The 12095-nt window shown below is 62.6% G+C and carries 13 protein-coding genes, 1 tRNA gene and 1 pseudogene; 7 read left to right on the top strand and 8 right to left on the bottom strand.

Going from position 1 to position 12095, the window contains the following annotated elements; translation table 11 throughout:
* Window positions 1-39: 39 nt before the first annotated feature.
* Together AC5O5R_RS03220 and AC5O5R_RS03225 are read right to left on the bottom strand one after the other, a co-directional pair.
* Window positions 40-669, bottom strand: a complete 630-nt coding sequence (locus AC5O5R_RS03220; RefSeq protein WP_003247546.1) for a DUF1780 domain-containing protein — start codon at window positions 667-669, stop codon at window positions 40-42.
* A gap of 55 nt (window positions 670-724) precedes the next feature.
* The gene (locus AC5O5R_RS03225; protein WP_172228572.1) at window positions 725-1156 is read right to left on the bottom strand and encodes a hypothetical protein; all 432 of its coding nucleotides are present in this window, start codon (window positions 1154-1156) and stop codon (window positions 725-727) included.
* A gap of 59 nt (window positions 1157-1215) precedes the next feature.
* Here AC5O5R_RS03225 and AC5O5R_RS03230 point away from each other — a divergent pair, with 59 nt between their 5' ends.
* The gene (locus AC5O5R_RS03230; protein WP_172228570.1) at window positions 1216-1950 is read left to right on the top strand and encodes an energy-coupling factor ABC transporter permease; all 735 of its coding nucleotides are present in this window, start codon (window positions 1216-1218) and stop codon (window positions 1948-1950) included.
* Window positions 1951-2030: 80 nt separating this feature from the next.
* On the opposite strand, the gene yacG is transcribed toward AC5O5R_RS03230, so the two are convergent.
* The 4 genes from yacG to AC5O5R_RS03250 are packed head-to-tail and all read right to left on the bottom strand — an operon-like array spanning window position 2031 to window position 4928.
* The gene (gene yacG, locus AC5O5R_RS03235; RefSeq protein ID WP_172228568.1) at window positions 2031-2231 is read right to left on the bottom strand and encodes a DNA gyrase inhibitor YacG; all 201 of its coding nucleotides are present in this window, start codon (window positions 2229-2231) and stop codon (window positions 2031-2033) included.
* Window positions 2228-2851, bottom strand: coding sequence for a dephospho-CoA kinase (coaE, locus tag AC5O5R_RS03240; protein ID WP_172232106.1), 624 nt, complete (start codon window positions 2849-2851; stop codon window positions 2228-2230). The genes yacG and coaE overlap by 4 nt, the downstream gene beginning before the upstream one ends.
* Complete coding sequence (locus AC5O5R_RS03245) at window positions 2851-3717, bottom strand: prepilin peptidase (protein WP_172232103.1); 867 nt, start codon at window positions 3715-3717, stop codon at window positions 2851-2853. Before AC5O5R_RS03245 ends, coaE begins: the two co-directional genes overlap by 1 nt.
* 2 nt (window positions 3718-3719) lie before the next feature.
* Entirely contained in the window at window positions 3720-4928 is a 1209-nt protein-coding gene (locus tag AC5O5R_RS03250; RefSeq protein WP_172232100.1) for a type II secretion system F family protein, read from the bottom strand.
* Between the two features lie 215 nt (window positions 4929-5143).
* On the opposite strand from AC5O5R_RS03250, the gene AC5O5R_RS03255 reads away from it, so the two are divergent.
* The 6 genes and pseudogenes from AC5O5R_RS03255 to bla all read left to right on the top strand — a co-directional run bounded on the left by AC5O5R_RS03255 (window position 5144) and on the right by bla (window position 9398).
* Window positions 5144-5554 carry a pilin gene (locus AC5O5R_RS03255; protein WP_172232097.1) on the top strand — a complete coding sequence of 137 codons (411 nt, stop codon included), beginning with the start codon at window positions 5144-5146 and terminating at the stop codon, window positions 5552-5554.
* A gap of 71 nt (window positions 5555-5625) precedes the next feature.
* Window positions 5626-5701 (top strand) — tRNA-Thr (locus AC5O5R_RS03260).
* Between the two features lie 254 nt (window positions 5702-5955).
* Window positions 5956-6267 (top strand): annotated as a pseudogene (locus AC5O5R_RS03265) (Fic/DOC family N-terminal domain-containing protein); the annotation flags it as partial.
* A 677-nt stretch (window positions 6268-6944) separates the two neighbouring features.
* Complete coding sequence (locus AC5O5R_RS03270; RefSeq protein ID WP_494514953.1) at window positions 6945-7172, top strand: hypothetical protein; 228 nt, start codon at window positions 6945-6947, stop codon at window positions 7170-7172.
* 245 nt (window positions 7173-7417) lie between these two features.
* Window positions 7418-8347, top strand: a complete 930-nt coding sequence (locus AC5O5R_RS03275) for a malate dehydrogenase (protein ID WP_172231967.1) — start codon at window positions 7418-7420, stop codon at window positions 8345-8347.
* 172 nt (window positions 8348-8519) lie between these two features.
* On the top strand, window positions 8520-9398 hold the full coding sequence (bla, locus tag AC5O5R_RS03280) for a class A beta-lactamase (protein ID WP_172231964.1): 879 nt from the start codon (window positions 8520-8522) through the stop codon (window positions 9396-9398).
* 15 nt (window positions 9399-9413) lie between these two features.
* Here the strand turns inward: bla and AC5O5R_RS03285 are convergent, their stop codons facing one another.
* Together AC5O5R_RS03285 and glyA are read right to left on the bottom strand one after the other, a co-directional pair.
* Complete coding sequence (locus tag AC5O5R_RS03285) at window positions 9414-10367, bottom strand: arsenic resistance protein (RefSeq protein WP_494514954.1); 954 nt, start codon at window positions 10365-10367, stop codon at window positions 9414-9416.
* Window positions 10368-10632: 265 nt separating this feature from the next.
* Window positions 10633-11886, bottom strand: a complete 1254-nt coding sequence (gene glyA / locus AC5O5R_RS03290) for a serine hydroxymethyltransferase (RefSeq protein ID WP_172229231.1) — start codon at window positions 11884-11886, stop codon at window positions 10633-10635.
* Window positions 11887-12095: the final 209 nt, after the last annotated feature.

The raw sequence follows: 12095 nt of genomic DNA on the forward strand, positions 1-12095 counted from the left end.
CGCCGAGTGTACGCCATCGCAAACATTCGGTGCAGTGGATCAAAGACTGATGCCCACGTCGAACACGATGCTGCGGCCCAGGTTGCCGCGCAGAAAATCCGGGGCATCGGGGTGGGCGAACAGCACCCGGGCAAAGGTTGGCCCGACCAGTGACAGCGAACGCCAGCCCTGGCGCAGGTATTCGGTGGGCGGCGGGAAGTGGGTGTTCAGGTCGAGCACTTCGCGCTTCAGGCTTGAGAAGGCAATGATGTCCAGCTCGTTCAGCTCCAGCCCGCGTTCCCGATAGTTGTGCGCCTTCTTGCGCAGGGTCGGTGCCAGGCGCCCCAGCAGTTCGGTGGCACTGATGCGCCGCGGGCGGGCTTCGCGGCGCACCAGTTGCGCCAACGAGAACGCGCTGCGCCGGCGCTGCAGCTCTTCGCGCCATTCATCGTTCAGCCGGCGGCCCTCGTCGAGCACGAAAAACACCTCGAAGGCGGCATCGCGGAACAGCACGTCGGGTGGCTCCTGGCCTGCCGGGGTGAAGTCCTCGCTGCGGTAGGGGATGTTCAGCCCTTGCAACAGGCGCTGGCACACCCAACGCTCCCGCTCCCACTTGCGGGCGTTGGAGAGAAAGGCATTGGCTTGTTCCGCCTGGATGGTAAGCAGGCGCAAATAGTCTGAGTCATCCATGCCCACAAGCTTAGTCGCTAATCGATGACGGTAAGATGCTGTTTGTGCGCAATATTCAGGTGAGTGCCGACCACTGCTGAACCAGCCCGAACAGATGCACCAGGCCAAAGCCCAGGCAGATCAGCGAACTGACCACGATAAACCGCTGTGAGCGGCCAGTCCCTGCCAGCAACTTCGGCCCCAGCAGGCCGCGGGCCAGATACACCAGGGTAATCAGGCAAAGGGCCGGCAGCAGCAACGGCAGCCTGGCAATCGCCCCGGCAGCGGACAACGCATACGCCGACCAGAGCAGCAGTACAGCGGCGATGGCGGTCGTGATCAGCGCGGGGTACCAGCGGCCTTTTTCGGCGGCCACGGCCATGTGCTCGCCGGCGCCGAACAACCGGTACCAGCGTGGCCCCACGGCGATGATCGCCAGGTGCAAAATGCCGATAAAAGCGTTGAGCGCTGCGGCCAACAGCAGCGCAGGGTTGATTCCTTCAGGCATTGCCAATGCTCCCTGCATCGAATGATGCGCCAGCCTACCGCAGCCGGAAGAAACGGAGAATGGGTGTAGACTCAGCTTTATCCACAGGGTTGAAAGGGGCATTGCGTCCGGTGATCAGCGCACAGGTGTTGTCCGACACCAGCCTTGCCCTTGGCTGGCTTGGCTACGTGCCCTTGCTGGTCTGGGCGGCCAGCCGCGCCCGCTGGGTGGAATTGTTCACCGACCGGCGCCGCCAGCATCTGCTGTTTGGCACGGTGTTCTGCCTGTTTGCCCTGTGGCTGGTCAGGCGCGATTTCGATACCGGCGTTTCCTATCACTTCATTGGCATGACAGCAGTCACGCTACTGCTGGACTGGCCGCTGGCGGTGCTGGGTGGGTTCATGGCCCAGCTAGGCCTGCTGGCGCTGGGTCGCCAGGACCTCGCGGCACTTGGGGTGAACGGGCTGTTGCTGGTGGGCCTGCCGGTACTGATCACCGAAGCATGTGCCCTGCTGGTCGAGCGCGCCCAGCCGCGCAACCTGTTCGTCTATATCTTCTGTTCAGGCTTTTTCCCCGCTGCGCTGACGGTGCTGGCTTGCCTGCTGGCCGGGCTGGGGGTGTTGTGGCTGGATGGGCGTTTCGCCATGCCGGAATGGCTCAGCGACTTTGTCGGCTACCTGTGGCTGATGATGTTCCCCGAAGCGTTCATCAACGGCATGGTGATCAGCGCGCTGGTGGTGTTTTGCCCGGAGTGGCTGGAAACCTTCAACCGTACGCGTTATTTGCAGGCGCCGTGGAAGGAAGATGAGCGATAGATAAGTGTTGGCTGTGCCGCCCCTTTCGCGGGTAAATCGGATCGCCGCGAAGAGGCCGGCCCAGCCAACCTGCTACCGGATCAGTGCCGCGGCTCCAGGTCCCCCGAATACAGCTCATCCTCGGACTCTTCCGCCCCCGGAATCTTGTGCTCTTCCGCCGCCCAGGCCCCCAGGTCGATCAGCTTGCAGCGGTCCGAGCAAAACGGCCGGAATGTGTTGTTATCGTTCCATTCCACAGGTGCGCCACAGGTCGGGCAGTCGACGGTCAATGGCTGGCTCATGGCTGGCCTCCTCGTAAAGTCAGGTAAAAGTGATGCAGGGTGTCGATCTGCTGATGCAACGCGGCCAGGTCGCCGTCATTGACCACCACATCATCGGCATGGCGCAGGCGTTCTTCCCGGGCCAGCTGGGCCCCCAGAATCGCCTGCACCTGCTCGGCACTGGTGTTGTCCCGCGCCAGTGTACGCGCCACCTGCAACTCTTGCGGCGCGTCGATCACCAGCACCCGCTGGGTCTTCTGGTATTGCCCCGACTCGATCAGCAGCGGCGACACATACACCGCATAAGGCGACTGGGCCTTGGCCAGGTAGCTGAAAATCTCCTGCCCGATCAGCGGGTGCAGCAATTGCTCCAGCCATTTGCGCTGCGCCGGGTCGGCGAAAATCAGCTGGCGCAGGGCCGCGCGATCAAGCTGGCCGTCCGCCTGCAGCACACCAGGGCCGAAGCGCTCGACGATGCTGGCCAGGGCCGGCCGGCCGGGTTCGACCACCCAGCGCGCGGCCTGGTCGGCATCGACCAGGTGCACGCCAAGCTCGACGAAGCGCTCGGCAGCAGCGCTTTTGCCGCTGCCGATGCCGCCGGTAAGCCCGAGAATCCAGGGGGTAAAGGCTGCAGTGGTCATCAGAATCCAAGCAGTTGCAGGTAAGAGGCGTATATTTCATCACCCCAGAGCACAGCAATCCACCCCGCAATCGCCAGATAAGGCCCGAACGGCATCGCCGCGCCCATCTGGTGCCGGCGCAAACGCAGCAGGCACAGGCCAACCAGTGCTCCGACCACTGACGACAGCAGCAGTGTCAACGGCAACACCTGCCAGCCGCCCCAAGCCCCGATCAGCGCCATCAGCTTGAAGTCGCCGTAGCCCATGCCTTCCTTGCCGGTGATCAGCTTGAACACCCAGTAAACGGTCCACAGGCTCAGGTAGCCGGCCACCGCGCCCCACAGCGCATCGGTCAGCGGTGCATAAATGCCAAAGGCGTTCACGATCAGCCCCAGCCACACCATCGGCAACACCAGCACGTCCGGCAACAGCTGATGCTCGGCATCGACCAGGCTCAAGGCCAGCAGGCACCAGGTCAGCGGCAGGGCCAGCAAGGCCTCGGCCGAGGCGCCAAAACGCCAGGCCACCAGCAGTGAAAGCAGGGCGCTGGCCACCTCCACCAACGGGTAGCGCAGGCTGATGCGGGCTTTGCACGATGAACAGCGGCCACGCAAGGCCAGGTAGCTGATGACCGGAATGTTCTCCCACGCGCGAATCTGATGCGCGCAATGCGGGCAGCGCGACGCGGGCAGGCACAGGTCGAAGCGTGCGTGTTGCGCAACCGGCAGCCCTAGCACCTCCTGCGCTTCCCGCTGCCATTGCCGCTCCAGCATGATCGGCAGGCGATACACCACCACGTTGAGAAAACTGCCCACCAGCAGCCCCAGCACCGTGGCCAAGGTCAGGAAGTACGCCGGCTGCTCAGCCAAAAAAATCCATGAAGTCATGTTCAGATCAAACTACCCAGCTGGAAGATCGGCATGTACATCGCCACTACCAGGCCGCCCACCAGCACGCCCAGGATCAGCACGATGGCTGGCTCCAGCAGGCTGGTCAACTGGTCCAGTGCCTGGCTGACCTGTTCCTCGTAATGGCTGGCGGCCTTCTCCAGCATCAGGTCCAGCGTACCGCTGGATTCACCGATGCCCGTCAGTTGCACCAGCAACGGCGGAAACAGCGGTTCACCGGCCATCGCCTGGTTCAGTCCCTGCCCATTGGCCATGCCCTGGCGCAGCCGCAGCACCGCCTGCTCATGCAAGTCGCCGCCGCACACCTTGGCCACCGTGCCCAACGCATCCAGCAAAGGCACACCAGCGCCATAAGACGTCGCCAGGCTGCGCGCAAAGCGCGCCAGCGCCGCCTGCCCCAGCAGCTTGCCGAACACCGGCAACGCCAACACCCGTCGAGATATCCACAGGCGCGCTGATGCATGCTGCCGGTAGAGCTGGCGCACGGTCACACCCACCGTCACAGCCATCAGCAACAACAACGGCGCAGACCGGCTCAGCCCTGTGGACAAGTCGATCACCCACTGGGTAAATGCCGGCAAAGCCGCGCCCATGCCGGCGAACATGTTTTCAAACTGCGGGATCACCTCCAGCAACAAGACCGCCGCCACCCCCAGCCCCGTCAGCAACAGCAGCAGCGGGTAGACCATCGCCTTGCGCACCTTCTTGTGCAGCGCCCCACGCTGTTCAAGCATCCCCGCCAGTTGCTCCAGCTGCCGGTCCAGCGTGCCGGACTGCTCGCCTACCCGTACAAGGTTGCAATACAGCGCATCGAACCACGCCGGATGGCGCTGCAACGCATCTGCCAGCCCCAGGCCCGAGGCCACATCCTGTTTCAATCTATCCAGCAATGCCGCCTGTGCTGCATCGCAGCCACTGCGCCCCATCACTTCGAACGCCTGCAACAACGGCACACCCGCCTTCAGCAATGTCGCCAACTGCCGGCTGAAACCCGCCGGGTCGGCTTTCCCTCGCCGCTTGGGCAAACTGAACGCAAACCCGCCGGCCGGGCGCAGGCTGGCGACATTAATGCCCTGGCGGATCAGCCCCGCACGCACATAAGCCGGGCTGCGCCCGGATGCCTGGCCACTGACCTGCGCGCCATTGGCGTCAGTGCCGTGCCAGCTGTAGAGGAGTGTCGATAGAGTCATGCAAAGGTCCTTGTATAGCCCCAGCGACAAGCCTGGAAACAGCTTGCCGCGTCCATGCCAGGGCGCGCGTCCGTGATGCTCACTAGAGTAGTTCAGCGAAGATGACGCCCAAGCGGGCAGGGGTGACAAAAGGTGTCTGTTCAGGCCTACTGCGCCGCTGCCGGTTGGGGCGCGATTGACCCCAATACGTATGCGTATGAAAAAGGAAACCGTTCATGAAAGGGCAACGCGGTATCACCCTGATCGAACTGATGATCGTCGTCGCGATCATTGGCATTCTGGCGACCATCGCCTTACCGATGTACACCAACCACCAGTCACGCTCGAAGGCCGCGGCCGGCCTGCTGGAAATCAGCGCACTGAAGACCCCGATGGATTTGCGCTTGAACGACGGCAAGGACGTCGCCAGCGTGACCGCGCTCGGCGGCCAGCCGGCGACCGCGCACTGCGCGATCACCGCCAGCGGCAAAGCGTCGGACGGCACTGCCAGCATCGCTTGCACGCTGGTAGACGCACCGGCCGCCGTGGTCGGCAAGGCACTGACCCTGACGCGCACCCCTGCCGGCTGGAGTTGCACCACCGACATTGAGGAAGACCTGGCGCCGAACGGGTGCAAGCGGGCCTGAGGGTAGGGCAATAATCCCGAGGAAACAGGGGTTTGCGTAACGGGTGCGAGCAGTGGTACGTTGCGCTACACGCCGGTGTAGCTCAGTCGGTAGAGCAGCGCACTCGTAACGCGAAGGTCGCAGGTTCGATTCCTGTCTCCGGCACCACATAGCAAGGCCGTTCCCCTTCGGCAACTCCCCCATGAAAGCCCGTCTTGTGCGGGCTTTCTTGTTGCCGGTTTCTTGCCGCCCAAGCCGTCATCCTCCCTGACCGTTCAACTTATCGTTCAGCAATTTTCCACTCAAGGTTGCACCACTTTCCAGATAATGCTTATCTGGCGATGCGGTTTCGCCCAATGTTTTCGTGCTATTTTTCTGATTTTTTCCACATAATGAATTTTCCGGCTAGAGATAATTCTTAGATGGCAACCTTTACCCATCACGATCTCCAGCTGCTGAACCCTTCATTCGACTCCCGTCTGGTCGACGTGCAGAGCGAGCTCGAGTTTCTGCGCAGGCTCAGATTGGAGGTCGACACCCCACCGCACGTTTTCTTCCAGCTCAAAGGGTTGTTTTATACGCCGGAGAGCTTGGGATCTGCACGGATCGAGGGCAACCAGACTACGCTGGCGGAGTACATCGACAGCAAGGTCGAAGGCAAAGCGGAAAGTACCGACCAGCTGCTGGAGGTCGCCAACATCGAAAAAGCGATGGACTACATAAAAGCTGTGGTCTAGCCCGGTGTAGCCCTGACCGAACACACCATCCGCGAACTGCATGCCATGACCGGCCGTGAAGTAGGGTTTCATTTTCCGTCCGACGGACTCACCTTCCGAACTCCGGCTTCAAGGCCGATGGTGCCCGCGTATTTTGACCTCCGCTTTCCAGTCGCCTGACTGTTGTAGTCAGCTTCTATGTGCATTAGCAATAAAATGTAGTTAAAAGCCCTGATCGTGCACGTTCACTGCCTTTCGCACAACATTCAGCGACGATTCCTACAGCTTCCATACTTGCTCTTCCGCGAGATGTGAGGCTAAATTTCCAGGTCACGTAAAATCCGTGACCGGGCGTAGGAACCCGTTGGTAAACTTGGCGCACGCACTAGGCGCCCCTGCACCACAGCTGGCGCTTTTTTTGTGCCTGCCGTGCTGTGTCATGGCGGCTGTGTGTGGGCAGGCTTCGGCCTGGCCGGGTTTCCAAGTTTCCCGGTATTCCTACCCCACACACAGCTGCCACCCAATCCCGTAGGAAGGATCGTGGCAGCTCCAACTAAAACTTGGAGCCTCATGCATGCTTATCTCAAGTCCATCCGTGATCCACGCACTCGTTCGCCGCCGGCGCGCCTCGCCGAATCTCATTGAGCTCACTCACGACCGATCCCGCTCCGTCTCCGACAGATCGGAGGCACACCATGACTGACACCGAACGCCTTTCCACCATCCAAAGCTATGCCTGGACCCTGGAGCTGTTAGGCGAAGCCCTGGTCCAGCATGACGAAGTGCTGGAATGCGAACACAACCCGCGCCTCAGTTTCCGCAACACGGCTGGCATCCATCAGGCGATCCGCATCATCAGCCGATTGGCCAGTGAGGAGTGCGGGAAGGTGATGGAGCATCATGCTCAGGACCCGGCGGAATAGGCGGCGTATTCCCTGTGTTGCGCTGTGAGAGCGCAGGTCGGTCCGGGCGGCAGGGGCTGGTTTGAGCTCGTTGGGGCTGCTGCGCAGCCCTTCGCAGGCAAGCCAGCTCCTACAGGGATCGCGTTTTGGCGGCAAGCACCTGATGCGATCCCCGTGGGCACGCCTGGCCTTTTCGCCCCGGCAAGCAATACTTCTCTCTATACGCAGGCGTGTTCCTGGTGGTGCGCGCCGCTGGGAGGTGTCAGGTGAACAAGCTAACAATCGTGGGTGCCGGCCTGGTCGGCGAGGCGGCGGCGCAAGTCATCGCCCGCGAAGAGCTGTGCCGTGAACTGGTGTTGATGGACGTGCAGGGCGAGCTCGCGCAGGGCAAGGCGCTGGATGTGTGGCAGGCTGCAGTGGAATCCGGCTCCGACACGCGGGTATCCGGTGGGGCCAAGGCCGAGATGCTGGCGGGCTCTGAAATGGTGGTGATCACCGCAGGGGTACCGCGCAAGCCAGGGCAGTCGCGTCAGGATGTGCTCAGCATCAACCTGCCGATTCTCGATGGCATCATGGCGGATATCAAACAGCATGCGCCGGCGGCAACGGTGCTGGTGGTGTCCAACCCGGTGGACGTGCTCACCTACCGCGCCTGGAGCGTCAGCGGGCTGGGCCGCGACAAGGTGTTCGGCCAGGCCGGCGTGCTCGATACCGCGCGCATGAAGTGTTTCATCGCCGAGGAAACCGGCTTTTCTGCCCGGGATATCACCGCGCTGGTGCTGGGCGGGCATGGCGACAGCATGGTGCCGCTGATGCGCTACTGCCAGATCGGCTCGGTGCCGCTGTCCCACTTCTTGTCCAGTGAGCAGATCGAGCGAATTGTCGAGCGCACCCGCAAAGGTGGCGGCGAGATCCTCAACCTGAAGAAGATGGGCAGCGCCTGCGATGCGCCGGGTGTGGCCATTGCGCAGATGGTGGATGCCATCGCCAATCGGCGAAACCGCATTCTGCCCGCGGTGGCGATTCTCGAGGGTGAGTACGGGCGCAAGGGCATCGCCATGGGCGTGCCGTGTGTGCTGACAGAAGAAGGGCTGGCGCGGGTGATAGCGCTGCCGCTGGATAAGCAGGAGCAGGCGATGTTCGACCATTCTGCCGATCAGGTTGCGCGGGATATCGCGGAGATGGAGGCGTTGTAAGCGTTAGTTCGGGCCAAGGAGGGCCCGTCGCGGCAGCCCCAATGGCTCTATGTAAGAATCGCCTGACAGGCATCAGGCCAAAGCCCCTCGATCGTGGCAATTGTGTTTCAGTGGCTTTGTATCTGGGTTGAAACCTTCTAGTCTCCCCCTTCGTTTTTCAGTGGGAGCTGACATGAACCAGCCCATTCACCGCCGCCACCTGCTTCAGGGGGCAATTGTTTGCGCCGCTGCCATGGCCTTGCCTGCTTGGGCAGCCGACCCGGTCACTGAACAGTTGCAGCAACTGGAGCAGTCCGAGGGCGTCACTCTCGGCCTGTGGGCGCTCGACACCGCCACCGGCAAGCAACTGGCCTACCGGGCCGAACAGCGCTTTGCTTTCTGCAGTACCTTCAAGGCCATACTGGCAGGCGCAATCCTGCACCAAAGCCAGAAAGACCCAGGGCTGTTGCAGCGCCGCATCCCGTACGGCAAAGAACAGCTCGTGGTGTATTCCCCCATCACCGAGAAGCACGTAGGCAAGGGCATGACCGTTGCCGAACTGTGCGCCGCCACCGTGCAATACAGCGACAACACCGCAGGCAACCTGCTGCTTGAGCAGGTCGGCGGCCCCGCCGGGCTGACGGCTTTCGCCCGTAGCATGGGCGACCCGGTTTTCCGCCTCGACCGCAACGAGCCCGGCCTGAACACGGCCATACCCGGCGACCTGCGTGACACCACGACACCCATCGCGATGGGTACGACCCTGCAGCGCTTGCTGCTGACCGACGCGCTGCCCGTTGCGGGCCGTGAACAGTTGCAGGCCTGGTTGAAAGGCAATACCACGGGCGATGCCCGTATCCGTGCGGGCCTGCCGCAGGGCTGGGTGGTGGGCGACAAGACAGGCTCGGGTGACTACGGCGTCGCCAACGACGTGGCGATCATCTGGCCGGAAGGCCGCGCGCCCTGGATTCTGGTGGTGTTTACCCATGGCGCGAAGAAGGATTCACCATGGCGCAGCGAACCCGTCGCCGCTGCCACGCGCGTGGTATGGGAGGCTTGGCGCGCCGGCTGATAGGCGCAAGGTGAGTCAGCGTACCAGCCGTGGTACTGCGCGCACGTAGATCAGCTCGCCCACCAGCTCCAGCAGCGTTTGGGTGATCACGGCCGCCGCCGCCAAACTGCGCAGCTCCTCTGGCAACGCCAGCGCCAGCGGCAGCACCACCAGTGAATTGCGCGTGGCGGCACTGAAGGTCACCGAGCGGGCCTCGGTGGCCGGCAGGCGCAGCAGCCGAGCCGAGATGAGGCCCAGCACAGGTGCCAGCAGCAGGAAGCCGATGTACACCGGAATCACCGGCAGCAAGCGCTCGAAGTCGCGCAGTACCACGGTAACCTGCGAAGCGATCACCACCAGCAGCACCAGCGCCATCGCCGGAACCGGCAGCCACGCCCAGGCATCGTTCCAGGCCGAGACCGCGCGGTAGCGGCGGGCGCCGGCGCTGGTGAATACGGCAAGGGCCATCGGCAGCACGATCAGTAGTACGAAGGCTTCCACAAACGGTGCGATGGAAATGCTCACGCTGCTGTTTTCACCGAGTATCAACGCAAGGTAGACCGGCAGCATTAGCAGCTGTACCAACAGCAGAACGGGGGTGGCAGCCAGGGTCAGCCGCGAGTCACCCTTGCCGATGTGGGTGAACACCACCACGTAGTCGATGCACGGCGTAAGCAGCACCAGCAGGGCGCCGACGAGGATTGCCGGGTGCTCGACCAGCCCGCGGGTGATAGCCCAGACCAACAGCGGCACAAGGATGAAGTTGACCAGCAGCAGGGCAGCCATGAAGCGCCGATTGCCCAGGTTTTGGCGCAGGTCGAGGAAGGGGATTTGCAGGAACATCGCATACATCAGTACGGCGATGGCAGGGGTGACCAGGGCCTCGAGATGGCGTGCAGTGTCGCTGGCCAGCAGGCCGAAGGCGATGGCGACGAGCACGACCGCGAAGTAGAGGGGGATCTGCCGGGTTTCGAGTTGCTCTCTGGTCAAGGTGCGGCCTGTGCTCGGTAGTGTGAAAGGGGCACAGGGTAATACGTGCTGCCAGCAGGATGTCGCGAATTTTGTAGGAGCGGCCTTGTGTCGCGAAAGGGGCGCGCAGCGGCCCCCTGATTGCAGCTTCGCCGCCGGGATCGCCGGGACCGCTTTGCGGTCCTTTCGCGACACAAGGCCGCTCCTACAAAGGCCGTCGTTGCACCTGAGCCCAATGAAAAAGCCCGGCACTAGGCCGGGCTTTTTCACATCAGGCGAGCGCCGATCAGTTGCCGTAAACCGGCAGCTTCTTGCAGATGGCCTTGACCTTCTCGCGCACGGCGTCGATCACCGCGTCGTTGTTCAGGTCAGCCAGGATGTCGCAGATCCAGCCGGCCAGTTCCTTGCACTCGGTTTCCTTGAAACCACGGGTGGTCACGGCTGGGGTGCCGAAACGCAGGCCCGAGGTCACGAACGGCGAACGTGGGTCGTTAGGTACCGAGTTCTTGTTGACGGTGATGAAGGCTTTGCCCAGCGCGGCGTCAGCGTCCTTGCCGGAGATTTCCTGCTTGATCAGCGACAGCAGGAACAGGTGGTTTTCAGTACCACCGGAAACCACGTCGAAACCACGCTCGATGAACACGCTGGCCATGGCCTGGGCGTTTTTCACCACTTGCTGCTGGTAAGCCTTGAACTCAGGCTGCAGGGCTTCCTTGAAGCAGATGGCCTTGGCCGCGATGACGTGCTCCAGCGGGCCGCCCTGGGCGCCCGGGAATACCGCCGAGTTCAGCTTCTTCTCGATGTCGGCGTTGGCACGGGCCAGGATCAGGCCGCCACGTGGACCGCGCAGGGTCTTGTGGGTGGTGGTGGTGACCACGTCGGCGAACGGCACCGGGTTCGGGTATACGCCAGCTGCAACCAGGCCGGCAACGTGAGCCATGTCGACGAACAGGTAGGCACCAACCTTGTCGGCGATGGCGCGGAAGCGGGCGAAGTCCAGCACCTGCGAGTAGGCCGAGAAGCCGGCAACGATCATCTTCGGCTTGTGTTCGACAGCCAGGCGCTCGACTTCGTCGTAGTCGATCAGGCCGTTGCCGTCGATGCCGTACTGCACGGCGTTGTACAGCTTGCCCGAGGAGCTTACGGAAGCACCGTGGGTCAGGTGGCCACCGTGGGCCAGGCTCATGCCCAGGATGGTGTCACCAGCCGACAGCAGGGCCAGGTAGACGGCAGCGTTGGCCTGGGAGCCTGCGTGCGGCTGGACGTTGGCGTAGTCGGCGCCGAACAGCTCCTTGGCACGGTCGATGGCCAGTTGCTCGACGATGTCGACGTACTCGCAACCACCGTAGTAGCGCTTGCCCGGGTAGCCTTCGGCGTACTTGTTGGTCAGGACCGAGCCCTGAGCTTCCATGACTGCCGGGCTGGTGTAGTTTTCCGAAGCGATCAGCTCGATATGCTCTTCCTGGCGCAGAGCTTCTTGCTGCATGGCTTCGAAGAGCTCGGCGTCGTACTTGGCAATGGTCAAATCACGGCTGAACATGGCGGTCCTCAAGGATCGGGGGTGAGTTAGGCGGGCATTCTAACCGATTGATTCGCGGCTGGCATATGAAGTGGCATCAAGTCGCGGACCAATGGGGCTCATGTTGCATCCCGCGCCGCGTCTGGGCTGGATGGGCATTCGAGTTGACTTTTAAGTCCGGTTTTTTGGGGGCGCTTTGCGCCCCATCGCCGGCAAGCCAGCTCCCACAG

The sequence above is a fragment of the Pseudomonas sp. 8_5_2 genome, from assembly GCF_059295255.1.

Excerpts from the sequence above, each read along its gene's own strand:
- AC5O5R_RS03245 (WP_172232103.1), bottom strand. The coding sequence starts at position 3,717 with ATGACTTCATGGATTTTTTTGGCTGAGCAGCCGGCGTACTTCCTGACC.
- AC5O5R_RS03270 (WP_494514953.1), top strand. The coding sequence starts at position 6,945 with ATGACTGACACCGAACGCCTTTCCACCATCCAAAGCTATGCCTGGACC.
- AC5O5R_RS03220 (WP_003247546.1), bottom strand. The coding sequence starts at position 669 with ATGGATGACTCAGACTATTTGCGCCTGCTTACCATCCAGGCGGAACAA.
- AC5O5R_RS03230 (WP_172228570.1), top strand. The coding sequence starts at position 1,216 with ATGGGTGTAGACTCAGCTTTATCCACAGGGTTGAAAGGGGCATTGCGT.
- yacG (WP_172228568.1), bottom strand. The coding sequence starts at position 2,231 with ATGAGCCAGCCATTGACCGTCGACTGCCCGACCTGTGGCGCACCTGTG.
- glyA (WP_172229231.1), bottom strand. The coding sequence starts at position 11,886 with ATGTTCAGCCGTGATTTGACCATTGCCAAGTACGACGCCGAGCTCTTC.
- coaE (WP_172232106.1), bottom strand. The coding sequence starts at position 2,851 with ATGACCACTGCAGCCTTTACCCCCTGGATTCTCGGGCTTACCGGCGGC.
- AC5O5R_RS03255 (WP_172232097.1), top strand. The coding sequence starts at position 5,144 with ATGAAAGGGCAACGCGGTATCACCCTGATCGAACTGATGATCGTCGTC.
- AC5O5R_RS03250 (WP_172232100.1), bottom strand. The coding sequence starts at position 4,928 with ATGACTCTATCGACACTCCTCTACAGCTGGCACGGCACTGACGCCAAT.
- AC5O5R_RS03225 (WP_172228572.1), bottom strand. The coding sequence starts at position 1,156 with ATGCCTGAAGGAATCAACCCTGCGCTGCTGTTGGCCGCAGCGCTCAAC.
- bla (WP_172231964.1), top strand. The coding sequence starts at position 8,520 with ATGAACCAGCCCATTCACCGCCGCCACCTGCTTCAGGGGGCAATTGTT.